The sequence below is a fragment of the Alkalilimnicola ehrlichii genome, from assembly GCF_003399765.1.
In the GTDB taxonomy this organism is placed as follows: Bacteria; Pseudomonadota; Gammaproteobacteria; order Nitrococcales; family AK92; genus AK92.
On record NZ_NFZV01000013.1, the window covers coordinates 12179 to 37956 of the forward strand.

Genomic DNA, 25778 nt, shown 5'->3' on the forward strand with positions numbered 1-25778 from the left:
GCGAGAGGTCCAGGGCATTGGTCCCCTGGCCGCTCGTCGATCCGCTGGCAACGTAAGTCTTTGCGGCCTTATACCTCTACCGGGGTGTTCGGATCATTTCCCCACTCCGACCATGATCCCGCGTAGCCACGTACTCGCTCAAAACCTAAATGTTTCAGCAGCACGTACGTGTGGGCTGAACGGTGATGCGTTTGGCAATGGACGACGATCTCTTTCTCAGGCGTGATGCCGCGTACTTTCAGCATCTCTCTGAGCTCCGGATCGGGTTTAAAACGTAGGTGGCGGCCCTGGTCCATGGTTTGAACCCATTCCAAATTAACAGCGCCGGGAATATGGCCCACACGTGCTGCGCGCTTATCTTCGCCTGCGAACTCAGCCGGGGAGCGGGCGTCGAGAATTTTTACGTGTGGGTCGTTTAGGTGCGTTAATACATAGCTTTTATCGGCTAGCACCTCGGGTTTTTCTATGCGCGCGCGGTAGTCGGTGGTGTAGGGCTCAATAATTCCGGCCTCCGCGTGATGGCCGTCGTTGACCCAGGCATGCAGGCCGCCGTTAAGTAACGAGATACGCTCATGCCCCAGCGCATCTAATGTCCATAGGAGTCGGCTGGCACGGCCGTTGCCTTCCTGGTCATAAGCAACCACATGCAATTCGGGCTTAAGGCCGATTTCGGAGAAAACGCGGCTTAGCTGAGCCTCGTCGGGCAAGAGACCCATCGCAGGCGGTTCTGCATGTACGATGCGGGAATACGGAAGGTTAACCGCGCCGGGGACATGGCGGTCCGCGTAAGCATTGGGGTCGCTAAGGTCGACGATCAATAACTGCTCGTTGAGCAGGTGCCTATGTAGTTGATCGGGTTCGATAACCAGTGGTAGTTCCGGGGTGGTCATAAGCGGTAACCTCCTGAGCAAAGAGGGTAACAGTAAGGTCTGCGCAAGCCCGTGAATGTAACGGCGGGCAGAGCCATATTCTCTTGTCTTTATCCTGCGTCGTCGGCTCGTTCAGGGCAAGGACCAAAAGTAAGAAGGCGCCTCAAGGGCGCCTTCTGTAGTCGGTTGCTATGTTCTAGCTATCCTGTTGCGGAATGCTTTGTCCGGCAAGGTATAGCCAGGTTTCGACAACGGTATCAGGGTTTAAGGAAACGCTCTCGATGCCTTCGTCCATCAGCCAGCGTGCCAGATCCGGATGGTCCGACGGGCCTTGGCCGCAGATACCGACATACTTGCCGGCGCGACGGGCCGCCTGTATCGCCATGTGCAGCATCGCTTTCACGGCATCGTTACGCTCGTCGAACAAGTGCGCGATAAGGCCCGAGTCGCGGTCCAGGCCCAGCGTGAGCTGCGTGAGGTCGTTCGAGCCGATCGAGAAGCCGTCGAAGTGCTCCAGGAACTGGTCGGCCAGTACCGCATTCGACGGTAGCTCGCACATCATGATGACCTTCAGGTCATTCTCGCCCTTTCTGAGGCCGTTTTCGGCCAGCAGCTCGATAACCTGCTTGCCTTCTTCAACGGTACGAACGAACGGAATCATGATCCAAACGTTGGTCAACCCCATATCGTTGCGTACACGTTTGAGCGCTTCGCACTCCATCTTGAAGCACTCGCGGAAGTCTTCGGAGATATAGCGCGATGCACCGCGGAAGCCGATCATCGGGTTCTCTTCGTGCGGTTCGTACTTCTCGCCGCCGATGAGGTTGGCGTACTCGTTCGACTTGAAGTCGGACATGCGTACGATAACCGGCTTATCGGAGAAGGCGGCAGCCAAGGTGCCGATACCTTCGGATAGCTTGTCGACGTAAAAGTCGCGTGGGCTGGCATAGCCGGCGATCTGCGTGCGGATGGTTTCCTGCAGGTCCGGCGTCTGCTGATCGAATTCAAGCAGCGCTTTCGGGTGAATGCCGATCATGCGGTTGATGATGAATTCGAGTCGTGCCAGACCGACACCTGCATTGGGCAGGCTGGCGAAATCGAAGGCGCGGTCCGGGTTGCCGACGTTCATCATGATCTTGAACGGTAGCTCCGGCATGTTCTCCAGCGATAGTTCGCGAACTTCGAACTCCTGCTGGCCGGCGTAGATGTAGCCGGTGTCGCCCTCGGCGCAGGAGACGGTGACGTCCTGACCATCCTTAATGCGGTCGGTCGCGTCGCCGCGCGACGACGGCAGGAATGCCCAGCTCGCGGGCGATGATCGCCGCGTGACAGGTACGACCGCCGCGGTTGGTGACAATCGCCGCCGCACGCTTCATGATCGGCTCCCAGTCGGGGTCGGTCATGTCGGTGACGAGTACATCGCCCGGTTCGACTTTGTTCATTTCCTTTAGGTCGGAAATAACGCGTGCTTTACCGGCGCCGATCCGCTGACCGATGGAGCGACCGGTCGCAACGACTTCGCCTCGGTTCTTCAGGTGATAACGCTGTAGCACCTGGCCGCCGTCGCGGCTTTTACCGTTTCCGGGCGAGCTTGCAGGATGTATAGCTTGCCGTCGTTGCCGTCTCTGCCCCACTCGATGTCCATCGGGCGACCGTAGTGCTTTTCGATGATCAGCGCCTGTCGGGCGAGATCTTCCACTTCAGCGTCGGTCAGCGAGAACTGGTTGCGCTCGGCCAGGTCGACGTCGACGGTTTTGACCGTTTTGCCGTGGCCGCGCTCGCCGCTGTAGACCATCTTGATGGCTTTGCTACCGAGGTTGCGACGTAGCACCGCCGGCCGACCGGCTTCCAGCGTGGATTTGTGGACGTAGAATTCGTCGGGATTCACCGCGCCTTGTACCACGGTTTCGCCCAGCCCGTAGGAGGCGGTGATAAACACCACATCGCGGAACCCGGATTCGGTGTCCATGGTGAACATAACGCCAGCGGCGCCGATATCGGAGCGCACCATCTTCTGGATGCCGGCGGATAGGGCGACCTGGCCGTGGTCGAAGCCGTGGTGTACCCGGTAAGCGATTGCCCGATCGTTGTACAGGGAGGCGAACACGTCTTTAATCGCGATCAGAACGTGATCGAGGCCCTGGACATTAAGGAATGTCTCTTGCTGACCGGCAAAGGAGGCGTCGGGTAAGTCTTCGGCCGTGGCCGAGGAGCGTACCGCGAAGGAGCCGTTGCCGTCGGCATCGAGCTTGTTGAACGCGTCGACGATGGCCTGTTCCAGCGTGGGCGGGAAAGGCGTGTCGACGATCATCTTACGAATTTTCGCGCCGACTTCGACCAGCCGGTCGACATCGTCGACGTCCAGACCTTCCAGCGCCTCATTGATGCGCTCGCGCAGGCCGCTTTCATCTAGAAAATCCCAGTAAGCGGCGGCAGTGGTGGCGAAGCCCCCAGGCACGCTTACACCGGCAGCGGATAGATGACTGATCATCTCACCGAGCGAGGCGTTTTTGCCCCCGACTCGTTCGACGTCGTTCATCCCGAGGGACTCAAACCAAACTACATACTCTTGCAATGTCGTCTCTCCCCATGGCTTGCGCGAGAGCTGTATGTCTTCCAAGACACGTCCGACAGACGTAGAAACTTTTGCGCGGCAAAGGTTACCGTGCTGAACCCGTATGGGCCAGACCCTAAATGTACTATTTCGGTAAATTCGGTACCGACGGTGCCTGTTAATGGCCTTCTCATTCCGCTAGCATGACGTGGCGCCACCGCGGAAGGCGGGCGTATTCTATCAGCTGTAGCGAGTGGAGTGCTTGTTTTTTGTACAAGCGAGCCGCCAATCATACCGATGACTAAAAAACGTACCGTATTTTTCATCTCCGATCGTACCGGCATTACGGCCGAAACGCTCGGTCATAGCCTGCTCACGCAGTTCGACGTGGAGCTAGACTTGGTGACGTTGCCTTTTATCGATAACGCCGAGCGGGCTCATGCCGCTATTGCGCAAATCGAACAGGCGAATGTCGTCAGTGGCGAACGTTCGCTGATCTTCAGCACGGTGATCGATTCGGAAGTACGATCTATTCTACGTACCGCCGATGCCGTGCTGTTCGATTTCTTCGAAACGTTCATCGCCCCGCTCGAACGAGAACTTGAGCTAAGCTCCACTCATACCGTGGGTCGTTCCCATGGTGTGGTGGATAATAGCATGTATGACATCCGTATTGATGCAATGAACTATGCGCTGAATCACGATGACGGCGTAACCACGCATCACTATACCCAAGCGGATGTCATTTTGGTCGGCGTCTCTCGTAGCGGAAAGACTCCGGCCTGTATATATCTTGCCTTGCAGTACGGTATCTATGCCGCAAATTATCCCCTGACCGAGGAGGATCTGGACGAGGGTCGCTTCCCCGAGGCTCTGAGCCAATACCGGGATAAGCTATATGGCCTTAGCATTCGCCCCGATCGGCTGGAACAAATTCGTGGTCAACGGCGTCCTAACAGTCGCTATGCCTCGCCTCGGCAATGTCAGTACGAGGTGGCGCGCGCGGAAGCATTATTCCGCAAGCAACGGATTCCGTATATCAACACCACGACCATGTCGATCGAGGAGATCGCGACCACCATCCTCCACGAGCGGAAATTGAAGCGGCGACTTTATTAGACTTCGTACGCGTTTTCCAGTGGGCGGCTGTGGCAGTCTTGCTACTGTCGATGCAAAGGGCGCGTGGTAAGATTCGAATTATGATATTGAGTTGCGACCACATAACGAGTTTGGCACCAGCACGCAGCTTCGCGAGCTTGATGGAGTTGTACGAGAACAACTACATCTACATGCGACGGCTAGTGCCCGACGTTGTCGCCGTCGGCGACGAGCAGGTATCGCGGGGCGAAGTCGACCTCTATCTGCGGATAGAGGAGTTAAGTCCGTATACCAGTACGGTCGCGCTGACGCATTATTTCGATGACAACAGCGGCCGCCGCGCGCATCCGGATCTTTTGGTGCGGATTTATCACGATGCGCAGTTAGCCGAGGTTTTGCCGGACTCGGCACTGCATTCGTTTCGTTGGACAGGCAAGGGAGCGCCGCCCGACCGTCGCAGCCTTGCCTGGCGTTGGGAAGTCAATCGTTTTCTCAACCGCTGGTTGCGCTATTGCTTAGGGGAAGGGCACCGTTTTCCGGAGCCGGGAGAGAACGATCTGGCCGTCTAGGTTGCCCCCCGCACTGGCGGGCGAGGGCTCATCGAGCCGCAGCAATTGCGGCGTGAGAATAAACGAGCTAAAACGGTAATAACCGATCTCGCCAGCTTCTTCCTTGACCGATGTCAGTTCCGCTTGTATATCTATTTCCTACTTGTACGGTAGGGAAATAGGTTCGGCGTCTCATGAAACTCTCGACGAAAGGCCGTTATGCGGTCACTGCAATGATGGATCTTGCGTTGCACGAGCAGGACGGGCCGGTTACGTTGGCGGATATATCGCGTTGCCAACGGATTTCGCTTTCCTACCTTGAACAACTGTTTGCTCGTCTGCGGAAGAATAAATTAGTGAAAGGCGTGCGTGGTCCAGGCGGCGGCTATCGACTAGCAAAACCGGCGGGAGAGATCACCATTGCCGATGTCATCGTGGCGGTGGATGAGAATGTCGATGCAACCCGTTGCGGCGGGCAACGCAACTGTCAGAGCGGTGAGCCATGCCTCACGCACGATCTTTGGACCGACCTTAGCCAGCAAATCTACAGCTTCCTCGACGGTATTACCTTAGCGCAACTTGCCGAGCGTCCGTCTGTGCAGGAAATCGCCCGCAAACACGACATTCGCGGCGAGCGGGCGAGCGCCCGAGATAATTCTGTCGCTTAATGCCGCATACCGATCGCGCGATCGCCTACGGTGCGGGAAGCGGTCTTCATTGGAGTTGCTCCACTAGCAGGCGCGCTTCTTTAGTTTCGATATAGTTAACGCCGCGCGCGACAAGATCTTTCGCCGTGGCGATATCGTTGACTTCGTAAACAGCCCATTGCCAGGAGCCAGCCCACAGCGCGGACGGTGTCGGCGGCAGCAGCACTTCGTCGCAGAATAGGTAGTCTGGTTCTAGCGTGTGGGCGCGTTCCGCCTCCGCTGTACTCCACTCCGATAATACCCAGCCGACAGGGCCGCGTCGCAGCGACCTAGCTTCCTGAATGACCGCAGGGTCCATGCTGATAATAACCGCCCGCTCCCCGAGCGGTTCGCATGCACGGGCAACATCTTGTACCGCCGCCGGTATACGATGAGTAGGTAGGCTATCGCGCTTGATTTCAACGAAAACCGTCAGCTCGCCGGTGTTTTTCAAAAGCTCTATAGCGTCGACTAAGCGCGGGATACGAATGTCGCGGTGCCGCGTGCCGAACCGTTCCGGGTCGCAGGCGCTTAATTGCGCCAGTCGAGCATAGTCGAATTCGGCGATGGCGCCTCGTTCTCCGGTAAGGCGCCAGAGGTCGGCATCGTGAAAGACAACCGGAATGTGATCACGGCTAAACTGAACGTCGAACTCGACGGCGGCCACACCGACGTCGACGGCCGCTTGTAGCGCCGGCAGCGTATTCTCCGGGTAATCGGCCGTGTAACCACGGTGGGCAATAATAAGCGGCTTTTTGCTCATAGAAGACCTCGTCCCGTTGCCCGACTGGCAGGTAACGGGGAAACGGCAACAATAAAGATGCGCTGATTTAGGCCCCGGATATTGCTGTGGCTTGCACGGTGCGTTCTAGCCACGAACGCGCCGTGCGGCAGAGGCCGTAGAGGATAAATCAGCGTCTCCTTAGCAATAGAGCCTTACGGTATTTCTTGCAAGCAGTTTTTGTTTGCGGGCGGCCTGCCAACTCGCCTTAACGTGGCGGAACGGTGGCAACGGCTTCTCGGAGCCTTTGCAGCCATTGCTCGCGGGGTGTCGGTTCGTAGCGTAGGCGAGTGTAGAGTGTGGCGATGAGCTCGGCTTTAGCGGCAAGCTCGGGGCATTCGTCGGCAACTCGTCGGGCGAAGCCGGTGGCCGTCTCGTGCGGTTGGCGGACGATGCCTTGGCGAGCGAGTTTGCGACAGAAGCGCTGAAATAAGGCACTTGCTTCGTCCGGAGGTGCCCGTCTGGTTTCCCAGAGCAAGAACAAGCTTAGCAGGCAAAGTAGGGTGGCGACGGCGACGATTAGGGCGGTTGCCATCCGTTTGCTATCGACCAAGCCTAAACGTGCAAGCACTTGTTGCTGTAGTTCTGGGCCGTAGCCGAGGACCCAATAATCCCAGCGTTGGTTTACGGCATCCCAATATAAGCGGAGCTGACGCCCCCAGCTGTTGTCGCCGCGTGCCATGCGGGGGACGGGCTCAGTGTCGGCGACGGCGCCGCCAAGACCGAGCTCAATCCGTTGCGGAGCGACAAGACCCGTTGGGTCGGCGCGTAGCCAACCCCGCTCGGGGAGCCAGACCTCGGCCCAAGCATGAGCATCCGATTGGCGAACGATCATATAGTCGCCCACGTTGTTGAATTCGCCGCCCATGTAGCCGGTAACGACGCGAGCAGGTACGCCGGCAGCGCGAAGCAGCACCACAAAAGCGCTGGCATAGTGCTCGCAGAAGCCTCTTTGGGTCTCGAACAGGAACTCGTCGACAGCATCGCGTTGCATACGCGGTGGATTCATGGTGTAGGTGAAGGGGCGAGTAGAGAAAAAGCGTACCGCCGCTTCCAGAATCTCTTCCTCGGACTTATCCGCTGCAACCCATTCCTGTGCCTGCGCTTGGGCTTTAGGGTGACGATCTGGCGGTAGTTGCAAATAGCGTTGGCGCTGGTCGGGAGGCAGAGCCGCCGGGAGCGTATTGGAGGCGCGCGAGCTAAGGCTGTAACGGCGGCTATCGTATACGGGGCTGGCGGTAACCAGCTCCAACTCCCGATTCAGTCGGCTTCGGCTTGGCGCCGTGATCGGCCGATCTAAGCTGATAAGCCAGTTATGCGTATGTGGTTGCAATACGATTGTGTAGTCGATCGCGGTGTCGGTGCCGATGTCGTAGATCGGCAGCGGTGTCTCGGCCGCCGAGTCCCGGCGCCAGGTGTAGCCATCGTAGGCAGTCAGCACCGGCCCGCGCCAATAAAGTTGGTCGCGACGAGGTAGCGCACCGTCGAACTCGACTCGGAAAGCAACCGCGTCCGACCGGGTCAACTCGCTGATAGCGCCGGGCGTCATCGTTTCGCTCAAACCGGTAATGCCGCTATGAGCATCGTCGGGAAGCGCCCATAGCGGCCCGGGTAATCGCGGAAACAAAATAAAGAGTACCACCATAATGGGAAGCGCCTGCGCTAATAAACCGGCTGCCAGACGAAATTGCGGTTGCGCCGTCGCGGTCGCCGGGGCTTGTTGAACGGCTATCAAAATGGCCGTCATCGCCCAAACGGCGGCTAGCAAGTACAGTGCGCTGGGAATCGACTGAGAGTGGAAGAACTGCGTCAGGATTAGGAAGTAACCGAGGTAGAGAACGACCAGCAAGTCGCGCCGGCGGCGCAGCTCCAGCAGCTTTAGCGCAGTCATGACCACCAACAGCGCGGTGCCGGCTTGAAGCCCGATAAAGGTGCCGTGGTGGATAACGATGCCGGTGCCGATGCCGACGGTGAGCGCCCCGCGAAGCCATCCAGCCGGTAAGCGGCGCCCGGATCGATTAAGGTAGTAGCCCCAGAGGCCCAGACCTAGCGCAGCTGCGGTAATCCAAGCGGGAAGGCGCAGCGCATGGGGGAGCAGGATAGCCGCTAAGGTTAGCAAAAGAGCTAGCAGCAACGGTTGCGGTAGCGCCATTGCCTGATTGCGAGTCATGCGGGGCATAAGGCAAGCGTTCTCAGACATTGATGGCAGTGGGGGGCGCCTTGACCGGGCGCGACTTCCGTATGAGGCAAGCGCAGGCCATAGCGCAACCCCTGTTCCTCGGCGTCGAGTATCCAGCGACACAGCTGCGATAAGCGTTGTTCGTTATCCATGCCTTCGAGACGGTGCCAATCGAACCAAAGCCCGTTTTGGGCTGCGCTTTGGTAGAGCTTGGTTTGCGGCGGCAGCCCACGGGCGATGGAGTGCCAGTTGACTCTGTTCAGAGGGTCCCCAGCCTGATAGCGGCGAACGCCATGGAAGTCGTCCTGATCCTCCCCGGCGGTTTTGTGCAGACTATCGCTGGTGCCGCTAAAGCGTAGCGGCAGGCCGGTGTCGGCAGGGCGAGGGTAAACAAGACATTCGCTGTCCACGTCGATCCAAGACCATGCAAACACCAAACCGCCAGGAAAGCGAGAGATAATACGGCTGCGGCCAGCGGCAACGACGCCGCGGGCGGTCGTCTTTCGTTGCAATGTCAGTACCGTGCTGTCATAGGGTGCGATATCGCTCGCCTCTTGTAAGCTTCCCTCGCGATGCAGTTCAATTCCCAGCCGAGGGCGACGGCTGCGGTTGTTTAGCTGGAGCGGGAAGGCGGCGTTAGCACCGGCAAAAACCGGCTCCGGAGGCTGACAGCGCAACTCCAGCCCCAGTAAATTGCGGAAACAATGCAGGGTAAACACCAGTGCGAGCCCAGCGAGAAGAAACGCCAAGGCGAAAGCCATGCTGTTGCCGTAGTTCATCGCGGCGAGCCACATGACAATGAGCATACCGGTATAACCCAGGCCCGCCCGGGTCGGCAGTATAAAGATGCGGCGGTAGCGCAAGCCGATCGGTTGTTGGCCGACCGTATCGCCGCGGACAAGCCAGGCTTGCAAGCCTTCGGGTAAACGTTCGACAAGCCGCATCAGGGAATGGAAACCTGCTGCAGTATAGCGACGGGGCCGACTTGGCGATTGGCGGCAAGGCTTGCTTCGTTCGGGTGGAGCCGATGGTTGGCGACGCTTGGAAACACAGCCTGTACGTCTTCCGGATAAACCGCATCGCGATTATTCAGTAGTGCCCACGCTTGTGCCGCTCGCAGCAGCGCCAAGCCCGCCCGCGGCGACAGCCCCACCCGGTAGTGGCCGCAGGTGCGGGTATGCGCCAACAAGGCTTGTACATAGTCGATGAGGGCAGCCGACGCATGAATGCGAGGAACCTGTTGTTGCAGCGCTAGTAGATCCGGGGCGTTGAGCGCGGGTTGCAGGCGCTGCAAAAGGCTGCGTCGACTCTCGCCTTGGAGCAACATCCGTTCCGCCGCTGCGCTGGGATAGCCCATTTCGATACGCATCAGGAAGCGGTCGAGCTGGGACTCCGGTAATGGAAAGGTGCCGATTTGCGTGTCCGGATTCTGAGTAGCAATCACGAAAAAGGGGCGGGGGAGGGGGCGGGTTTCGCCTTCTACCGTGACCTGCCGCTCTTCCATTGCTTCTAGTAAGGCGCTTTGGGCTTTAGGCGTTGCGCGGTTGATCTCGTCAGCGAGTACAAATTGCGCAAAGATCGGGCCGGGCCGAAAGTTGAGTGTGCCGCTGTTGTGCTCGTAGATCGAGCAGCCGACAATATCCGCTGGCAGCAAGTCGGCGGTGAACTGGATGCGTTGCAGCTGTAAACCCAGTAGGCGCGCCAGCAGGTGCGCCAGCGTGGTTTTCCCAACGCCTGGTAAGTCTTCGATCAATAAGTCGCCATCGGCGAGTAGGCAGGCGAAGGCCAGCCGAAGTTGCGTCTGTTTGTCGAGAATGATTTCGTCGGCGGCCTGAAGAGCTTGCGCTAAGGCTTGGGGCATGAATGACTTCCTGAAATTAGCACAGGCTGCCCAGAACCCGTGCAGAGTTTCGGGCAGCCTGTGAGAGAGCGCTTTTCCTTTTTCGCCCTAATTTATACCACGTCATTCAAAACGGCTCGACTTAGGAGGCGCTCACGCCGGCTCCAGGACATCGGAGCCGAATACTTCGTAGTGAATCCGCGCCGGGTCGATGTCGTTACGATGTAAGGCGTCTCGATGAAGGCGGATGAATGGAAGCGGTCCGCAGAGGTAATAGTGTGCCCCAGGTAGCTCGAAACACTCTGGGACGGCTGTTAGATCGACTTGACCTTGCTGGTCGTAGTCGTCCCCGAGGCGGGCATGAGGTTCTGGGTTTTCGAGAAAAAAACGCTTTTCAACCCTGGGTGTTCGCTTTCGAGCGCCCGTACTTCCTCTCGCATCGCCTGTACCGCACGGTTACGAGCACCGTGAATGAACAGCGCCACTGCGTCCGGAGCTTGCGCAAGGTGCTGTTTAAGCATTCCGATCATGGGTGTGATGCCGACGCCGCCGCTAATAAAGACTTGCGGCGAATGCGTTGTAGCCGTGAGCAGGAAGTCCCCAAAAGGCGGGCTAAGCTCAAGTTCATCGCCTTCGTGGAATTCGTCGTGCAATAGATTGGACACCATGCCGGCTGGATTGTCAGCGGGGTTTTCGCGTTTGACGGAGATACGCAGATACTCGCCATTGGGAACGTCCGACAAGCTATACTGCCGCGGCTGAGTCAGGCCCAGAGCCGGCACGTCGACGCGTACGCTCACGTACTGCCCGGGGGTGTATCGAGGCACGGCGTCGCCATCGCTGGGATAAAGATAGAAAGAGCATATTTCCGCACTTTCCCGGACTTTCCGGCGGATAGTGAAACGCCGCCAACCCCGCCAGCCGCCCGGTTTGCTGCTGGCTTCTCGGTAAAGTTCGGCTTCCGCTTCGATAAAGATATTGGCAAGTTGGCCGTAAGCGGCGCGCCAGGCGTCGATGATCTCATCGTTTACCGCGTCGCCGAGCACTTCTTGGATGGAAGCAAGCAGGTGTTCGCCCACGATATCGTATTGGCTCGGCTCGATATCGAGGCTGGCGTGCTTATGCGCGACCCGGGAGACGGTGTTCGCAAGTACTTCCGGTCGATCGATATTGGCCGCGTAGGCATAGACCGCATTAGCCAACGCCTTGGGTTGATCCCCAATGGCTTGATGGGCCTGATTGAAGATGCTTTTTAGTTCGGGGTGGTGACGGAACATGCGCCGATAGAAATGCTCTGTGATTGCCAAACCGTGCTCGGCAAGCACAGGAGCGGTTGACTTTACGATGGCCTTGTCTTGTTCCCTGAGCATAGAACGCCTCCATAAGATGTAAATGTAATACATCTTAAAGCTATCAGAATTGGAGTGCATGATCCAGTCGGGGGGCTGCGAGCTTGGATACACCGGCAAAGGGAAGGCAAGCTCTAAATAAGCGCTAACCCTGTTTTGAGGCGGGAGCGATCAGATCGGGAGCGTTGTTGCTGGGTCGGTTGACCGCCGTGCTGACAGGGTAGATTTCCAACGAATCGGGCGGCACGCGCTTGACCGCTTCGCGGACGGTTTTGCGATCAACCAGGCTGGGGTCCAGCCAATCGCTCCAACACGCCTGCGCTAACACCACCGGCATGCGCGAATGCACCTCAAGCAGCGGTCCGAAGGCCGGTTCAGTGAGTATCGCGCAGCTAGTTTCAGTGCCATGTCCGGTCGGTTCCCATATCGCCGCCAGCATGAGAATCTCGCCGTTCTTGGACTGAATGTAATACGGTTGTTTGTGCCCATCTTCCTGGCGCCATTCATAGTAACCGTCGGCCGGAACTAGGCCGCGCCGATGAGCGAAGGCATGGCGGAAGTATCGGCTTTTAGCGACATTCTCGGCCCTTGCGTTAATAGGGCGGGGCGCGTTGCGGCCTTCCGTCCAGGTCGGATGGAATCCCCACCAACTAAAGCCAAGTTGCAAAGCACTTAGAGTTTGCGGTGCCAGTGCCAGGCTAATTTGCGTGCCGGGCGCCACGTTGTAGCGGGCGATTTGGTCTCCCACAGGGTGGTTTATACCCAATAACCGGGCAACGCGGCCTCTGGATGAATACAAAGCAAAGCGTCCACACATGCCGGGCAACCTCGCTGAGGGTTGTCTCCGACATGTGGGCAGAGCGTTCGGTTTTCTGCCTGCGGGGATAACTCGCGCGAACCCATGCATGGCATGGCAGCGGAGAGCGTTCCCCCGCTAACGGATCACTTCCGTCGAGCCCCTTTCAACGGTTGCTCGAAGATCAGCGAGCCGGAATCGGGGCGCAAGCGATACACTTGTGCGGGGCGGTGGCTGGCCGTTTCGAAGCAGTCTGCAATCGGTTCGACTAACGGTTCGATGCGCCGGCGAAAGGCGCCGGCGGTCAAGCGCCGTTGCAGCACTAATTCGAAGACTCGCTGCATCTTGCTGAGGGTAAAGCGTTGCGGCAGGAGGTGTGCTGGCAGTGCCGTGTATTCGGCCTTCGCGCGGATGCGCCGAATAGCGCAATCAATCAGAGCCCGGTGATCGAATGCCATGGCGTCCGGTAGAGCGCTAAGCGGAAACCATTTTGCCAGGCGCTTATCGATAGGCGGTACGTCGTCTTCGGCGATCAGCGCGAAGAAGAGCACCGTCAGCGACCAGCCGCGCGGGTCGCGTTCGCGACCGCCAACCGTTTTGACCTGTTCCAAGTAGGGGGAGACGAAGGCGGCTTTTTCCTTTAGTTTGCGTACTGCGCAGGCTTCCGGGTCAGCGTCGTTTCGGATATCGATAAAGCCACCAGGCAAACCCCAGCTACCTAAGAAGGGGTGCTCTTCTCGTTTTACTAGCAAGACCGCTAACTGCTCGTCACGCAGCGTAACGATGACAGGATCTACCGTGACCAATGGCGTAGCATAGGCCGACGCATCGTACTCGGCCAGGAAACGGGCCTCGGCGGCTGAAGCCGGGCGATAAGTCGAGCTAGTCATAACCGAGGCGACTCCTCTGCGAGTAGAATGGCTTGACATCGTACCAACTTATTCGTAACCTGCAACTAAGTAATTCGCAACAAGAGAAAAAGGGCAAGAATAATGACTAAACTGCCGCCGAAAGATGTTGTTGCTTCACTCGACGTCGATGCGCAGAAATGCTTTACTCCGGTTTGTCCGGATGAGCTGCCGGTACCGGAAGGGGACGAGATCGTCGACGAGCTAAATGCCCAGGCCGGTCTTGCGCGACTTCGGTTGTTTTCCAAGGATGCGCATCCGGCGACCCCGGTTTGGTTGGCGGATGCCGAGCACCCTCCCTTATCGCCCGTCGAGGGCGAGGCCAATGCCGATCTGTATTGGCCGTTGCATGCCGTTCCGGGCACCCGCGGTTTCGAACTGCTGGACGGTTTACCGGCGGAGACGGCCTACGATCACCCAATCTACAAAGGCGTGGCGCCCGATATGCACCCCTACGGGGCGGCATACCACGACCTTGCCGAACGGATTTCGACGGGGCTGATTGAGTATTTAACAGTCAACCGGATTAGCCATGTTATTGTCGGCGGCTTAGCGTTGGAATTCTGCGTGGCTACCACAGTACGACAATTGCAAGAAGCAGGTTTTCAGGTGATTCTGAATCTTGCGGCAACTCGGCCTCTGGATCGAGAAGCGGGCGAGCGAGCGGTCCAGTCGATGCGCGAACAGGGTGTGTGGGTTGTTCGGAACGCGGCGGAGTTGCAAGCAGAGGTAGAGGCGTAAGGCGATGGAACCGATTATCACCAGTTTGTTGGATACGGACCTCTATAAGTTAACGATGATGCAGGCGGTGCTGCATCGTTACCCCCAGGCGCACGTACGTTATGAGTTTCGGTGCCGTAGCGCGCATAAGTTAGGAGCGCTCGCCGAGCGTGTCGAAGCGCAAGTCGGCATGCTGCGAGGCGTCGCGCTTACTAAGGACGAAGCCGAGTACCTGCGCTCTTTAAGGTTTATGAAAGACGATTTCGTCGACTTTCTCAGCTTGTTTCGCTTTAACCCGGACTACGTTCAAGTAAGCCGCGATGGGGACGAGTTGCGCATAGCGATCGAAGGGCCGTGGTTGCATACGATTTTGTTTGAGGTTCCGCTGCTCGCCATTGTTGCCGAGTTGGAGTTCGAAACCCATCCCGATCAGGCGCGATTGCTGGCCAAGGGGCGAGAACGGCTGGAGGAGAAACTGGCGCTGTTACGTTCAGCCGACGTGGTGCCTGCCTTTGCCGAATTCGGTACCCGCCGCCGGGCCGCCCGCCGCTGGCAGACGGAAGTGGTGAATCGGTTGCTGGAGGCGAAAGGGTTTTCCGGTACCAGTAATGTCGACCTTGCCCGTCGCTTTGGCTTGCTGCCAATTGGGACTATGGCACATGAATGGTTGCAAGCCCATCAGGCGTTAGGGGCGCGTTTGGTCGACTCTCAGAAGGCGGCGTTGGAAGCGTGGGTGCAAGAGTATCGAGGAGACCTAGGCATTGCGCTGACGGATGTTATCGGCATGGACGCATTCACCCGCGATTTCGACCTCTACTTTGCAAAGCTATTCGACGGCCTGCGCCATGATTCAGGCGATCCGGTGGTGTGGGCCGAGACAATGATCGCGCATTATCGAGCGCTGAGGATCGACCCGCGTAGTAAGCAATTGGTGTTCAGCGACGGGCTCGATGTCGAGCAAATGATCGCTCTGGAGAAAGCGTTCGGGCAGCAGGCAAAAATTGCTTTCGGCGTCGGCACCAACCTAACCCATGACCTGGGTATCGAACCGCCTTCCGTGGTCATTAAAATGACCGAATGCCAAGGACAGCCGGTGGCAAAACTTTCCGACAGCGCGGGTAAAACGATGTGTCGGGATGCGTCTTACTTGAATTATCTGTGCAGCGTATTCGGCAAAGAGGCGGCGTAATTCGGCAGGTTGAGAGGGGCTTCAAGAAGCATTGGTAGGTGTTAAAGCCAAAAACGGCCACTGGCCGGTTTTTTTGTGTTGGTGGAGGCGGCGGGAATCGAACCCGCGTCCGCAAGAGCTCTACCGTCGGCTCTACATGCTTAGCCCGTCTATTACATTCGCCGAACGCTGCCCAACGAGCTAGGGATCACATTCGACTAGCCTGATTGATTTAACAGTGACGAGTGCAGGCGGTACCCGTCAGCTGCGATCCTGTGAGCTACGACCGTTGATTCGGAGGCACAGGCACCATCCGGTCAACGGCTAGCGGGATTTAGGCCGCTAGAGCGTAGTTTTCGTCGTTGGCAACTATATTTAAGTTGGCAGCTTTTTTTACGAGGGAAAGCTACATCCTCGGCATGCACCTAAGGCTTTGCGACTTGCGTCGAAACCATGTCGCCCCCTTAGCATTGAGTAAGACAGTCTATACCAATGCAAAGTTCCCTGCGAGTATTTCCTCGCTCGTACTTATTGCGTACGGTGTTTCAGTAAGCGCTCTTTTTGTCGCTTCCAATCCTGATCTTTCTTGTCGGCCGCTTGTCGTACTGCTTTTGCCTTTGGCTAAGCCGACATTAAGCTTGGCGCGGCCGCGTTTCCAATGTAGGTCCAACGGTACCAGCGTGTAACCGGCTCGTTCCGTGGAGCCGACCAGGCGGCTGAGTTCCCGTTTATGCAGTAGAAGTTTACGCGATCGCGTCGGGTCGGGTTTGATATGGGTCGATGCCGTTGCAAGCGGCGTGACATTCGAACCCACAAGCCATGCCTCGCCCCGCCGGACGACGACGTAAGCTTCCTGTAGACTGACACGCCCGGCACGGAGGCTTTTCACCTCCCAACCTTCGAGTGCCAAACCGGCCTCAATCCGCTCCTCGATAAAATAATCGTGCTTAGCGCGACGATTCAGAGCGATCGTGGCACTGCTATTGGTCGATTTGTTGTTGGCTTTCTTACTCACGCGGCTATTGTACTCACAGCAACGCCTGCGGGCTAGTGGCCGATCATCTTTCAGGTCGCGTTTTCAGAAGGTTTTGCTGCCTGCGGCTACAGGTGCGTAGCTCCTTTCGCTAAATTAGCGTGTGGCCGTTAGTGCGAGGCACACTTTACCGCAGTGTGTCTTCAAATCGTGGGCGCATACCAAGCCCGGCCGCCCGGCGGCAGTGGAGGTTCAAGCGATTCGTCTCTTTGGCCATAGCTTGTGTTATGCGCATAAGTTCTCGTCGGATGTAGCGCCGAGCTTCTAAGCCTGGGGGCATGTACCGGGGGATGTAATCCATGGCAGGGCATATGCCTTGTGCGCGAACCACGAAATCCGCAAACACATCAACCGTTTCAGGTGTCATTCGCCAAGATGAGACTTGTGCCCCGTAGATAGGGCGTAGACCCTCTCGGATAGCCTCTTTTTCTCTGTGCGACAGTTCCATTATCGCGCTTCTCTTGTTGATAACCCCGAAACATGTTGTTGGAACTCTGCTTTAGATAATCCTGACCCGCGAATTTCTAAGAAGGCGTTTGGCGCAGCATCGTTGGAGACAAATGCTATGTGTAATTCCTGGCCGCTGCGGGACTCTGGTTGGAAGTAATACACATTTATAGGAGCCTTCGATAAATGAGTGATCGTAGTGTCTTCGGACATGTCCTGCATGGCTTTTAGAAGCTGCGAATACCGAAACAAGCTTTTTTCTATCGCCGTCTCCTTCGGTTCTTCCTCGGGGGTTTTCTCGAACGCATTGCGAAGGAAATCTACGAAATTGATAGCAAAGGGATCAAAGCCGTAGTCCGAGGTAAAGCCATAGGCTTCCGCATCGTAGGTATGGAAGATAAGCCGAGAGCCGTCGAGGTCAAAAGTGAGTATAGCGTTTCGGTGAACCACGCGTTGCGGAGGCTTGGGGAGGCTGAGAACCAGTTCAGGTCCAACTTCTAGCTCGATAGTTCGGGCGGCGTGTGAGTGTTGTGGCCAGTCGCCAGAAACTGCTGTCAGTGAGCACTGAGGCAGTTTGCAGAGGTCCGGCATTGGAATCTGCTGGCTATAAACGGAGGTGGTTGCCAATAAAGAAAGGCCTAGTATTGTAAGTGCCCTTAAAGTTCCTGTTGCCATTATAATTCTTTGCTCTTAATAAGACTCTAATTTATCTCGAAAAGTTAAGGTTAAGGTGCGCTTGTAAAGCAAAGCTTTTATTTCTTTTATCGTCAGCTTGTTTTAAAAGCAAGTCGTTTTCTTAAATGAGAAACGATAGCGGTCTTGGTGGGCGGGTGGTGCTGGCCAGGTGGGTGGCAGAGGGAGGTGCTGTGGCGGCTGTATAGAGAGAGGAGGGGCAGGTCGAACAACTTGTGCTTGCGGTTGAGGGGGAAGTCTATGACAATATTAGCGAGAGGCGAGCCAGGAGAACGATAACAGTGAGCTCTCAGCGGCGCTCAATTCACGGCCAGTGGTCGTCGCGCCTAATCTTTATCTTGGCGGTAACGGGATCGGCGGTAGGTCTCGGCAACATCTGGAAGTTTCCGTATCTGGTCGGCGAGCATGGCGGCGGTGCATTCGTGCTGGTTTATCTGGCCTGCATGTTAATCGTCGGTCTGCCCTTGCTGGTTGCCGAGATCGTTATCGGGCGTCGGGGACGATGCGCTCCGGCAGGAACTATGGAGCGCGTGGCTACCGAAGAGGGGGGCGCTCGGCATTGGAAATATGTCGGGTGGTTGTCCTTGCTGGCTGCTTTTCTGGTGTTATCCGTCTATAGCGTCATTGGCGGTTGGTCTTTGGCCTATGTCTTTCGCACTGCGGGCGGTGTTTTCTCCGGAGCGGACTCTTTCCAGGCCGTACTCGTTTTCCAAGAGCTGATCGGTGATCCCGAGAAGGTTCTAGCGTGGCATACGCTTTTTATGGCGGTCACCATGACATTGGTCGGGCGCGGCGTGCGGGAGGGGCTTGAGGAGGCTATTCGCTGGTTCATGCCGTTGCTGCTTCTGTTACTGATATTCCTAGCCGTATATGCCGCGGGTACGGGGCAAACCCGGGAAGCGTTAGCTTTTCTGTTCTACCCCGATTTTAGCCGTATTAGCGGCGGCGTTGTTTTGGTGGCGATGGGGCATGCCTTCTTCACGCTCAGTTTGGGCGTCGGTGCCGTAATGGTCTATGGTGCTTATCTCCATCGGCGGGTGTCGGTTTTGCCCGTTGCCGGCGTTATTGTCGGCTTGGATGTGGTGATCGCGCTGCTAGCCGGGTTGGTAATCTTCCCGTTGGTTTTTGCGCACGGTACGCCCGCCGACTCCGGGCTTGGTCTGGTTTTTGAGACGATGCCGTTGACCTTTGCCCAAATGGACAGTGGCGTCTGGTTTGGAACCCTGTTTTTCTTGTTGGTTTTATTCGCGGCTTGGACGTCGGCCATTTCCTTGCTGGAGCCGCTCGTGGCGCATGTGGTCGAGCACACAAAGCTGGACCGCTCTTTGGCGACCAGCTATGTCGGGGCCGCTATATGGGCTTTGGGCGTCGTGTCGATCTTGTCGTTTAATCTGTGGGAGCACGTGCGACCGCTGGGTAATGTCTCCGGCTTCGAGCAGAGTACTTTGTTCGATCTGTTCAGCTTCCTCGCGATCAATGTGTTATTGCCTATTAGCGGGTTGTTGATCGCGTTTTTTGCGGGTTGGCGGCTGTCAAAGGCATCCGTTCGGGTGGAGTTGGGCGGCGAGTACGGTTGGCGGGTTTGGCATTTTACCATTCGTTTCATTACTCCTTTGGCCGTTCTGCTTGTTCTGTTGCATTCGATTCGATTGATCTGATTTATGGACTCGACGTCGGTCAGTGTCGTTAGGGCAAAAGCTGTGTCACGCGCTTAACTCGGCGTTGCTCGTCGTGCGTCGACCTCATGTACACTATGGTCGCCCCTGTAATTGATGTCGGACTAAGCCCATGTCCATAGGGAAACGAGATGGGTTTGCCGTCGGTTTCATGTTTCTTCGTTTAAAAAGGTTAGTTGCGCGTATGACGACGATTTCCCGCAGCGCGTTGGTTTCTCACTCTGCGGAGCAGATGTACAACCTGGTGTGCGATGTCGACAGTTATCAGTCGTTCTTGCCCTGGTGTCGAGATAGTCAGGTACACAGCCGGGATGCCGATGAAATGAAAGCGACGATCGTCATCGCAAAAGGCGGTTTGGAGCGTTCGTTTACCACTTTAAACCGCCTCCAGCGTGGCAAGATGATGGAAATGCGGTTGGTGGAAGGGCCGTTCCGGCATCTGGAGGGGTTCTGGCGCTTTCAGGCTTTGCGGGAAGACGCATGCAAGGTATCGTTGGATCTCGATTTCGAGTTCTCCAACCGTTTGATGACGATGGCTTTCGGTAAGATTTTTACCCAAATAGCCAATACCTTGGTCGACGCCTTTGTGAAACGGGCGAATGAGGTCTATGGCCGCTAGCTCGGGGCGTGCGACGTGCGTGATAGAAGTGGCGTATGCGAGGCCCGACGAGCAGCTTGTCCTCCAGCTCAGCGTGGAGGAGGGGGTTAGCGTTGCCGAGGCCATTGACCGGTCGGGGATTTTGGCGCGCTTTCCCGAAATCGATTTGGTACACAATAAAGTCGGAATATTCGGCCGTTTGGTGGCGCTCGATGAGCCGCTGCGGGATAGAGACCGAGTTGAAATCTATCGCCCGCTGCTGGCCGATCCTAAAGAGGTGCGAAAGCAGCGGGCGAAGCGGATGGCTGAGCAAAAGAATCGTTAACCAAAGGCCGGGGAGAAGCTTCAGCCCTCGGCGGCTTGGCGTTTGATCTCGGTAACGCGGTCGGATTCGTCGAAGAGGACGGTGACCCGTTTGTAATCGACTCGGCGGCCATCCTGTTGCAACGTGTAGATATACTCCCAGCGTCGCTCGTTGTGTACTGGGGTAAGGGTTGGGGAACCGAGCAGGTGCTCGACTTGGCGTCGAGTCATGCCGGGTTCCAACCGTTCTAGCGCTTCTTCCTCAATGATATTGCCCTGCTGGACCTCAACCGCATACGTGAAGGGTATGCGTCCGTTCGAGCAGGCCGCCAATCCGATAACGCTGATGTATAATAGGGTGCAAGCGAGAGTACGCATCATTCTCAACATGGTCAGGTGAATGGCTTGATCATACCGCACACTCACTGAAGATACATCAGGCAGGGGGTATTTTGGAGTCAAAAGATCTGCGAAAAGCGGGGTTGAAGGTTACCTTGCCAAGGATGAAGATCCTTGAAATGCTCGAACAAAGCGAGAACCGTCACCTTTCCGCTGAGGATGTCTACAAGGCCCTGCTAGAAGCAGGCGAAGACATTGGCCTGGCGACCGTGTATCGAGTGCTGACTCAGTTTGAGGCGGCCGGACTCGTTGAGCGGCATAACTTTGAGGGTAATCAATCGGTTTTTGAGCTTGCCGAAGAGGATCATCACGATCATATCGTTTGCGTCGATTGCGGCGCTATCGAAGAGTTCTTTGATGAAGTGATTGAAGAGCGGCAAGAAGCGATCGCGAAGCAATATGGTTTCGAGATTACCGATCACGCGCTGATCCTATACGGTAAGTGTAAGAAATGCCGGCGATCAGAAGGTAAAGGTAAGAGTTGACGGTGTGAGCCAATGGTAGGGCAGGCATTCTGCTCGCCCTACCATTGGCCGTGGTTTATGCGCTAGTGGCTTCCTGTGCAGCTTCGCGGGCTTTCTCCAGCATCTCGCGCGCGTGATTGAGCGTGTTCTCTGTGATTTCTACGCCGCCGAGCATGCGGGCAATTTCCTCGACGCGTTCATTATTATCCAGCCGAATAACGGTCGTGCGCGTAGTCTCGCCGTCGCTTTCTTTCTTGACCCGGTAGTGGTGTTCGGCCTGTGCCGCGACTTGAGGTAAATGGGTAATGCATAGAACTTGGTGCGTCCGTCCGAGTTGCTGAAGCTTGCGGCCGACGACTTCTGCGACTGCACCGCCCATGCCGGTATCCGCTTCGTCGAAGACTAAGGTCGGAATTTTTGCTGTATTAACCGTGGCGACTTGTATAGCTAGCCCAATCCGCGACAATTCGCCCCCAGACGCTACCCGGTGTACCGGTCCGAAGGATTGGCCAGGGTTGGTGCGGACCGTGAATAGGACGTGGTCGGCTCCAAACCGACTGGGTGCGTTCGTGTCTTGCGGCTCAACCTCGATACGTAGCTCGCCGCCGGGCATGCCGAGTTCTTTGATGAAGCCGGTGACGCTTTGGTCGAGCAAGGTCGCTGCCTGGCGACGGGCTTCGGTCAGTTGCGATGCAACTTGGCGATACTCGCTCATGATGTTCGCCTGCCGCTGTCTTAGCGCGGTTAAACGCTCTTCGGCGCCCTCTAGGTGGGCTAATTCTTCTCGGAGCGCTTCGAGTCGTGCCGGGAGTTCTTCGGGACGCAATCGATGTTTGCGCGCCAAATCATTAAGCGAGCCCAGGCGTTCCTCTATCCATTCCAAGCGGCCGGGGTCGAGGTCGACCGAGTCGGCATAGCGCCGGAGATTGTCGCAACCTTCCTCAAGTTGGATGAGTGCGTTATTGAACATTTCGTGCGCATCGCCTAACGCCGGATCGATGCTCCGCATGCGCTCCAGTTCGCCGGCTGCATGACTAAGTGCGCTTTGTGCCGAGCCGTCGTCGTCGTATAGAGTGGTGAGCAGTGCCTGGCAAGTGGTGAGGAGGTCGCCGGCAGAGGATAATTTGCGGTGCTCTGCATCGAGTGCTTCGATGTCCTCGGCTTCTAAGCCGAGGGCTTCCAGCTCGTTGACCTGATAGCGCAACAGTTCGAGCCGCGATTCGTAGTCTTGTTGACCGCCTTCCAGCTGTTCGATTTCCCGCTGTAGGTCGCGATACTCCGAGTAGAGGGCGGCAGCTTGACGCAGCAATTCTTGATGTCCGCCGAAATCGTCTAGCAGTTGGCGTTGCATTTCTTTTCGCAGCAACGATTGGTGGGCATGCTGACCGTGGATGTCTACTAACTGTTCGCCGAGCTCTCGCAGGGCCTGAAGCGGTGCAGGGCGACCGTTGATATACGACTTCGAGCGCCCGCCGGCTTGAATGATTCGGCGGAGGATGCAGTCGTTGTCCTCGCGCAGTTCGTGCTCGTCGAGCCAGGCGAGTGCTGGGTTGCTCTCGTCGAGTTCGAAGCTGACAGTTAGCTCCGCCCGGTCAGCGCCAGGGCGAATGGTATCGCTATCCGCGCGATCGCCTAAACATAGCCCCAGCGCGTCGAGAAGAATCGACTTCCCGGCCCCGGTTTCCCCGGTCAGGGCGCTGAGTTTGTCGTCGAACTCTAGGTCGAGTTGATCGACGATAGCGAAATCGCGTATGTGGATATGGCTCAACACCGGCCTTGTCCTCCAGCAATCGCGGTCAGTGGCGGATTGTTATCGAACGTAAATGTCGCCCCAGCGTAGTTTTGCTCGGAGCAGGTCAAAATAACGATACTGCGGCGGATGAATGATGCGAACGGAGCGAGGGTGGCGGCGGATGATTAAATGACCGCCTTGGATCAAACCCAGGTCCGCTTGGCCGTCGCAGCTTATTCCGGCGCGATCGATCGAGTCTTGGTGTACAACGATTTCGACCTCGCTGGAAGAGTCTATCACCAGCGGGCGGTTGCTCAGGGTGTGTGGGCATACCGGCACTAACACCATGCATTTGGCATCCGGATGGACGATGGGGCCGCCGCCGGCCATAGCATAGGCGGTGGAGCCGGTCGGGGTCGAGACGATCAAACCGTCGGACCGGTTATGGCTAACCAGTTCGCCGTTAACGTAGGTAACGAACTCGATCATACGGGCGCTGTTCCACTTATAAAGCACCACGTCGTTAAGAGCGATACCGCTGGCGACCACTCTGTCGTCCTGCCGAATCTCCGCCGTGAGTAAGATTCTTTCATCGGCCGTGTATTGACCGGCTAAAACGTTATCGAGTTCGCTGAGGTTGCCTGGCGAGACATCGACCAGAAACCCTAGGCGTCCTCGATTAACCCCTAGGATCGGTACGTCGTGGTCGACTAGCAGTCGTGCGGCGCTAAGCAGCGTGCCGTCGCCGCCAACCGAAATCATAAGGTCGCACCGCGATGCCAGCGCTTGGCGTGGCAAGGTCTGCGCGCCCTCAACGACAGTGCCGTTTAACAACTCTTCGTCGATCAACACCTCGCGCCCGCTTTCATGCAGATGCTCGGCGATTCGCTTTATGGTGTCGATGACACTAGTGTCGTGAGGCTTGCCGCTGATCGCAATGGTCTGGAAACGTTTCATGAGCCGTCCGTGCGAAAAGTGTGTTTCGTATTCTGCCAGAAGGAGCGGCTCTTTGAATCAACTTTTGGCGAATTCGTCTCTCGGTAGTCGACAAACGGGCGTTTCCTTTGCGAAGGAATGCCCCTACGCCTTGACAGGGAAATGGCATATTGTTAGCGTTCTTAGCACTCAAATACGGAGAGTGCTAATAGCATCGCCGGTAAGTGATAGCGCTTTGGTGAGACTATGGCGAGAAAACCCGTCGATCACGGTTCATTAGGCGAGCGTGCGCAGCACCTATTAAAGGTGTTGGTGCAGCGCCATATCCGGGACGGCCAGCCGGTAGGGTCGCGGATTTTAACGCGCGATTCCGGCTTGTCGTTGAGTCCGGCAACGATTCGTAATGTGATGGCGGACCTTGAGGAGCTGGGCTATGTGCAGGCGCCTCATACTTCTGCCGGTCGGGTGCCGACGGACAAGGGGTATCGCTTCTTTGTCGATAGCTTACTGACCGTCCGTACACCCGATCTGCAAGATGCGGAAAAGCTGAATATCCGGCTCGACGAAGGTGGCGGTGCTAATGCGCTGGTCGATTCGGCGTCGAACCTGCTTTCGGGGCTTACGCGGTTGGCTGGCGTAGTGACGTTGCCGCGGCGTGAGTATGCGGCCTTGCGTCGAGTCGAGTTTCTACCGCTGTCGGATAATCGGGTGTTGGCGATCTTGATTGTCAACGACGAGGAAATCCAGAACCGTGTCATCGAGACCGAGCGCCATTTCACTGCGGATGAGTTGCGCGAGGTTTCGAATTATCTGAACGTGGAGTTCGCCGGTAAAGATGTTGCCAGTGTGCGGACCACGTTGCTGAACGATATGGAAGCGGACCAAGAGAGTATGAACCGCTCGATGAGTTCGGTACGGGCTGTGGCTGAGAAGTTGTTCGCTGAGGATAAGTCCGAGCAGGATTACGTACTCGCCGGGCAGACTAACCTGATGGAATTTGCCGAACTGTCGAACGTTGAAAAACTGCGCGAGCTATTTAATGCGTTTACCCGAAAGCGGGACGTTCTCCACCTGCTCGATCAGAGTCTGCGGGCGGACGGTATACAGATTTTTATCGGCCAAGAGTCCGGTTACGAAGTGTTCGACGGTTGTAGTTTGGTGACTTCCAGCTATACCGCGCATGGTCAAGTACTCGGCGTGTTAGGCGTCATCGGGCCAACCAGAATGGCTTACGACCGCGTTATTCCGATTGTGGATATGACGGCGAAGCTGCTTGGCAACGCCTTGAATCAGCGCGACGGGGACCGAAGTTAGTAACTATTTTTCATTCAGCCGGCTGCCGCTAGGCGCGCCGGACTTGTGAACAACGGAGTAAAGAATCGCGATGGCGGATAACGACCCACGTTCCAAAAACGCGGCAGGCGAACAGGAACCGCCTGCGGCCGCAGGCGCACCTTCGGAAGGTGCGGGCAATGCTGACGAGCTGGCCAAGCAGTTGGCCGAGGCGGAGCAGAAGGCAGAGGAGAATTGGAACAATTTCCTGCGCGCGCGAGCTGAGCTGGAGAACGTCCGTCGCCGATCGGAGCGGGAGCTAGAGCAAGCCCATAAATATGGCGTGGAGAAGATCGCCGCGGATTTGCTGCCGGTGAAAGACAGCCTAGAGATGGGAATTGCCGCCGCGCTGGATGAACACGCGGATGTCGAGAAGCTGCGCGAAGGTCAAGAGCTGACCTTAAAGATGCTGGAACAAGTTTTTGAGCGATTTTCGGTAGAAGAAGTCAACCCGCAGGGTGAGCGCTTCGATCCGGAAAAGCACGAAGCCATGGCGGCGCAAGAGTCCCCGGATCACGAGCCGAACACCGTGATGCATGTTGTGCAGAAGGGGTATCTACTTAACGACCGGGTGTTACGCCCGGCGATGGTGGTGGTTTCCAAAGCCGCGTCTCAGGGCCCGGGCGGGCAGATCGACGACAAGGCTTGAATACACGGTACGCGACCAGA

23 protein-coding genes, 1 other RNA gene and 2 pseudogenes are annotated in these 25778 nt (G+C 56.9%); 11 read left to right on the forward strand and 15 right to left on the reverse strand.

Annotated elements, in window-relative coordinates; genetic code table 11:
• Window positions 1–68 precede the first annotated feature (68 nt).
• Entirely contained in the window at window positions 69–890 is an 822-nt protein-coding gene (locus CAI21_RS12925) for a sulfurtransferase (RefSeq protein WP_116302670.1), read from the reverse strand.
• Between the two features lie 175 nt (window positions 891–1065).
• Window positions 1066–3444, reverse strand: a pseudogene (gene ppsA / locus CAI21_RS12930) (phosphoenolpyruvate synthase).
• 276 nt (window positions 3445–3720) lie between these two features.
• On the opposite strand from ppsA, the gene ppsR reads away from it, so the two are divergent.
• The 3 genes from ppsR to iscR all read left to right on the forward strand — a co-directional run bounded on the left by ppsR (window position 3721) and on the right by iscR (window position 5737).
• On the forward strand, window positions 3721–4542 hold the full coding sequence (ppsR, locus tag CAI21_RS12935; RefSeq protein ID WP_116302671.1) for a posphoenolpyruvate synthetase regulatory kinase/phosphorylase PpsR: 822 nt from the start codon (window positions 3721–3723) through the stop codon (window positions 4540–4542).
• Window positions 4543–4622: 80 nt separating this feature from the next.
• A complete protein-coding gene (locus tag CAI21_RS12940) occupies window positions 4623–5090 on the forward strand; it encodes a DUF1249 domain-containing protein (RefSeq protein ID WP_116302672.1) in 468 nt (155 codons plus the stop codon).
• Window positions 5091–5263: 173 nt separating this feature from the next.
• Complete coding sequence (gene iscR, locus CAI21_RS12945; protein ID WP_116302673.1) at window positions 5264–5737, forward strand: Fe-S cluster assembly transcriptional regulator IscR; 474 nt, start codon at window positions 5264–5266, stop codon at window positions 5735–5737.
• Window positions 5738–5783: 46 nt separating this feature from the next.
• Here iscR and CAI21_RS12950 read toward each other — a convergent pair whose 3' ends face one another.
• The 7 genes from CAI21_RS12950 to CAI21_RS12980 all read right to left on the reverse strand — a co-directional run bounded on the left by CAI21_RS12950 (window position 5784) and on the right by CAI21_RS12980 (window position 13590).
• A complete protein-coding gene (locus CAI21_RS12950; RefSeq protein WP_116302674.1) occupies window positions 5784–6518 on the reverse strand; it encodes a glycerophosphodiester phosphodiesterase family protein in 735 nt (244 codons plus the stop codon).
• A 226-nt stretch (window positions 6519–6744) separates the two neighbouring features.
• Window positions 6745–8715 (reverse strand): transglutaminase TgpA family protein, encoded by a 1971-nt coding sequence (locus CAI21_RS12955; RefSeq protein WP_181919414.1) that lies wholly within the window; start codon window positions 8713–8715, stop codon window positions 6745–6747.
• Window positions 8703–9659 (reverse strand): DUF58 domain-containing protein, encoded by a 957-nt coding sequence (locus tag CAI21_RS12960; protein ID WP_116302676.1) that lies wholly within the window; start codon window positions 9657–9659, stop codon window positions 8703–8705. The genes CAI21_RS12955 and CAI21_RS12960 overlap by 13 nt, the downstream gene beginning before the upstream one ends.
• Entirely contained in the window at window positions 9659–10576 is a 918-nt protein-coding gene (locus CAI21_RS12965) for an AAA family ATPase (protein WP_116302677.1), read from the reverse strand. Before CAI21_RS12965 ends, CAI21_RS12960 begins: the two co-directional genes overlap by 1 nt.
• Before the next feature lie 293 nt (window positions 10577–10869).
• Window positions 10870–11925 carry an NO-inducible flavohemoprotein gene (hmpA, locus tag CAI21_RS12970; protein WP_220348190.1) on the reverse strand — a complete coding sequence of 352 codons (1056 nt, stop codon included), beginning with the start codon at window positions 11923–11925 and terminating at the stop codon, window positions 10870–10872.
• A gap of 124 nt (window positions 11926–12049) precedes the next feature.
• The gene (locus tag CAI21_RS12975; protein ID WP_116302678.1) at window positions 12050–12721 is read right to left on the reverse strand and encodes an SOS response-associated peptidase; all 672 of its coding nucleotides are present in this window, start codon (window positions 12719–12721) and stop codon (window positions 12050–12052) included.
• A 125-nt stretch (window positions 12722–12846) separates the two neighbouring features.
• Window positions 12847–13590, reverse strand: a complete 744-nt coding sequence (locus CAI21_RS12980; RefSeq protein WP_181919415.1) for an NUDIX hydrolase — start codon at window positions 13588–13590, stop codon at window positions 12847–12849.
• 102 nt (window positions 13591–13692) lie between these two features.
• On the opposite strand from CAI21_RS12980, the gene CAI21_RS12985 reads away from it, so the two are divergent.
• Complete coding sequence (locus CAI21_RS12985; protein WP_116302680.1) at window positions 13693–14349, forward strand: isochorismatase family protein; 657 nt, start codon at window positions 13693–13695, stop codon at window positions 14347–14349.
• Window positions 14350–14353: 4 nt separating this feature from the next.
• Window positions 14354–15517, forward strand: coding sequence for a nicotinate phosphoribosyltransferase (pncB, locus tag CAI21_RS12990; RefSeq protein WP_116302681.1), 1164 nt, complete (start codon window positions 14354–14356; stop codon window positions 15515–15517).
• A gap of 79 nt (window positions 15518–15596) precedes the next feature.
• Here pncB and ssrA read toward each other — a convergent pair.
• From ssrA to CAI21_RS13005, 3 genes and pseudogenes are all read right to left on the reverse strand, one after another.
• Window positions 15597–15960: a transfer-messenger RNA gene (gene ssrA / locus CAI21_RS12995) on the reverse strand.
• 64 nt (window positions 15961–16024) lie between these two features.
• Window positions 16025–16511 (reverse strand): annotated as a pseudogene (smpB, locus tag CAI21_RS13000) (SsrA-binding protein SmpB).
• A 465-nt stretch (window positions 16512–16976) separates the two neighbouring features.
• Window positions 16977–17651, reverse strand: a complete 675-nt coding sequence (locus tag CAI21_RS13005) for a hypothetical protein (RefSeq protein WP_116348079.1) — start codon at window positions 17649–17651, stop codon at window positions 16977–16979.
• 299 nt (window positions 17652–17950) lie between these two features.
• Between CAI21_RS13005 and CAI21_RS13010 the strand changes: the two genes are divergently transcribed.
• The 3 genes from CAI21_RS13010 (at window position 17951) to CAI21_RS13020 (ending at window position 20268) form a co-directional block, all read left to right on the forward strand.
• Window positions 17951–19327, forward strand: a complete 1377-nt coding sequence (locus CAI21_RS13010; RefSeq protein WP_116302683.1) for a sodium-dependent transporter — start codon at window positions 17951–17953, stop codon at window positions 19325–19327.
• A 202-nt stretch (window positions 19328–19529) separates the two neighbouring features.
• Window positions 19530–19964 (forward strand): type II toxin-antitoxin system RatA family toxin, encoded by a 435-nt coding sequence (locus tag CAI21_RS13015; protein ID WP_116302766.1) that lies wholly within the window; start codon window positions 19530–19532, stop codon window positions 19962–19964.
• Window positions 19954–20268: an RnfH family protein gene (locus CAI21_RS13020; RefSeq protein WP_309544701.1), complete on the forward strand. Its 315-nt coding sequence runs from the start codon at window positions 19954–19956 to the stop codon at window positions 20266–20268. Before CAI21_RS13015 ends, CAI21_RS13020 begins: the two co-directional genes overlap by 11 nt.
• 20 nt (window positions 20269–20288) lie before the next feature.
• On the opposite strand, the gene CAI21_RS13025 is transcribed toward CAI21_RS13020, so the two are convergent.
• Window positions 20289–20672, reverse strand: a complete 384-nt coding sequence (locus CAI21_RS13025) for an outer membrane protein assembly factor BamE (protein WP_147305109.1) — start codon at window positions 20670–20672, stop codon at window positions 20289–20291.
• Window positions 20673–20698: 26 nt separating this feature from the next.
• Here CAI21_RS13025 and fur point away from each other — a divergent pair, with 26 nt between their 5' ends.
• On the forward strand, window positions 20699–21130 hold the full coding sequence (fur, locus tag CAI21_RS13030) for a ferric iron uptake transcriptional regulator (protein ID WP_181919416.1): 432 nt from the start codon (window positions 20699–20701) through the stop codon (window positions 21128–21130).
• A 55-nt stretch (window positions 21131–21185) separates the two neighbouring features.
• Here fur and recN read toward each other — a convergent pair whose 3' ends face one another.
• Both recN and CAI21_RS13040 read right to left on the reverse strand, forming a co-directional pair.
• The gene (gene recN / locus CAI21_RS13035; RefSeq protein ID WP_116302687.1) at window positions 21186–22880 is read right to left on the reverse strand and encodes a DNA repair protein RecN; all 1695 of its coding nucleotides are present in this window, start codon (window positions 22878–22880) and stop codon (window positions 21186–21188) included.
• Window positions 22881–22919: 39 nt separating this feature from the next.
• Window positions 22920–23798, reverse strand: a complete 879-nt coding sequence (locus tag CAI21_RS13040) for an NAD(+) kinase (protein ID WP_116302688.1) — start codon at window positions 23796–23798, stop codon at window positions 22920–22922.
• Between the two features lie 225 nt (window positions 23799–24023).
• Here CAI21_RS13040 and hrcA point away from each other — a divergent pair, with 225 nt between their 5' ends.
• Complete coding sequence (hrcA, locus tag CAI21_RS13045) at window positions 24024–25091, forward strand: heat-inducible transcriptional repressor HrcA (protein WP_116302689.1); 1068 nt, start codon at window positions 24024–24026, stop codon at window positions 25089–25091.
• 70 nt (window positions 25092–25161) lie between these two features.
• Entirely contained in the window at window positions 25162–25758 is a 597-nt protein-coding gene (gene grpE / locus CAI21_RS13050) for a nucleotide exchange factor GrpE (RefSeq protein ID WP_116302690.1), read from the forward strand.
• Window positions 25759–25778 lie beyond the last annotated feature (20 nt).

Coding starts and splice junctions, on each gene's coding strand:
- CAI21_RS12925 (WP_116302670.1), bottom strand. CDS start 890: ATGACCACCCCGGAACTACCACTGGTTATCGAACCCGATCAACTACAT.
- ppsR (WP_116302671.1), top strand. CDS start 3,721: ATGACTAAAAAACGTACCGTATTTTTCATCTCCGATCGTACCGGCATT.
- CAI21_RS12940 (WP_116302672.1), top strand. CDS start 4,623: ATGATATTGAGTTGCGACCACATAACGAGTTTGGCACCAGCACGCAGC.
- iscR (WP_116302673.1), top strand. CDS start 5,264: ATGAAACTCTCGACGAAAGGCCGTTATGCGGTCACTGCAATGATGGAT.
- CAI21_RS12950 (WP_116302674.1), bottom strand. CDS start 6,518: ATGAGCAAAAAGCCGCTTATTATTGCCCACCGTGGTTACACGGCCGAT.
- CAI21_RS12955 (WP_181919414.1), bottom strand. CDS start 8,715: ATGCCCCGCATGACTCGCAATCAGGCAATGGCGCTACCGCAACCGTTG.
- CAI21_RS12960 (WP_116302676.1), bottom strand. CDS start 9,659: ATGCGGCTTGTCGAACGTTTACCCGAAGGCTTGCAAGCCTGGCTTGTC.
- CAI21_RS12965 (WP_116302677.1), bottom strand. CDS start 10,576: ATGCCCCAAGCCTTAGCGCAAGCTCTTCAGGCCGCCGACGAAATCATT.
- hmpA (WP_220348190.1), bottom strand. CDS start 11,925: ATGCTCAGGGAACAAGACAAGGCCATCGTAAAGTCAACCGCTCCTGTG.
- CAI21_RS12975 (WP_116302678.1), bottom strand. CDS start 12,721: ATGTGTGGACGCTTTGCTTTGTATTCATCCAGAGGCCGCGTTGCCCGG.
- CAI21_RS12980 (WP_181919415.1), bottom strand. CDS start 13,590: ATGACTAGCTCGACTTATCGCCCGGCTTCAGCCGCCGAGGCCCGTTTC.
- CAI21_RS12985 (WP_116302680.1), top strand. CDS start 13,693: ATGACTAAACTGCCGCCGAAAGATGTTGTTGCTTCACTCGACGTCGAT.
- pncB (WP_116302681.1), top strand. CDS start 14,354: ATGGAACCGATTATCACCAGTTTGTTGGATACGGACCTCTATAAGTTA.
- CAI21_RS13005 (WP_116348079.1), bottom strand. CDS start 17,651: ATGGCAACAGGAACTTTAAGGGCACTTACAATACTAGGCCTTTCTTTA.
- CAI21_RS13015 (WP_116302766.1), top strand. CDS start 19,530: ATGACGACGATTTCCCGCAGCGCGTTGGTTTCTCACTCTGCGGAGCAG.
- CAI21_RS13020 (WP_309544701.1), top strand. CDS start 19,954: ATGGCCGCTAGCTCGGGGCGTGCGACGTGCGTGATAGAAGTGGCGTAT.
- CAI21_RS13040 (WP_116302688.1), bottom strand. CDS start 23,798: ATGAAACGTTTCCAGACCATTGCGATCAGCGGCAAGCCTCACGACACT.
- hrcA (WP_116302689.1), top strand. CDS start 24,024: ATGGCGAGAAAACCCGTCGATCACGGTTCATTAGGCGAGCGTGCGCAG.
- grpE (WP_116302690.1), top strand. CDS start 25,162: ATGGCGGATAACGACCCACGTTCCAAAAACGCGGCAGGCGAACAGGAA.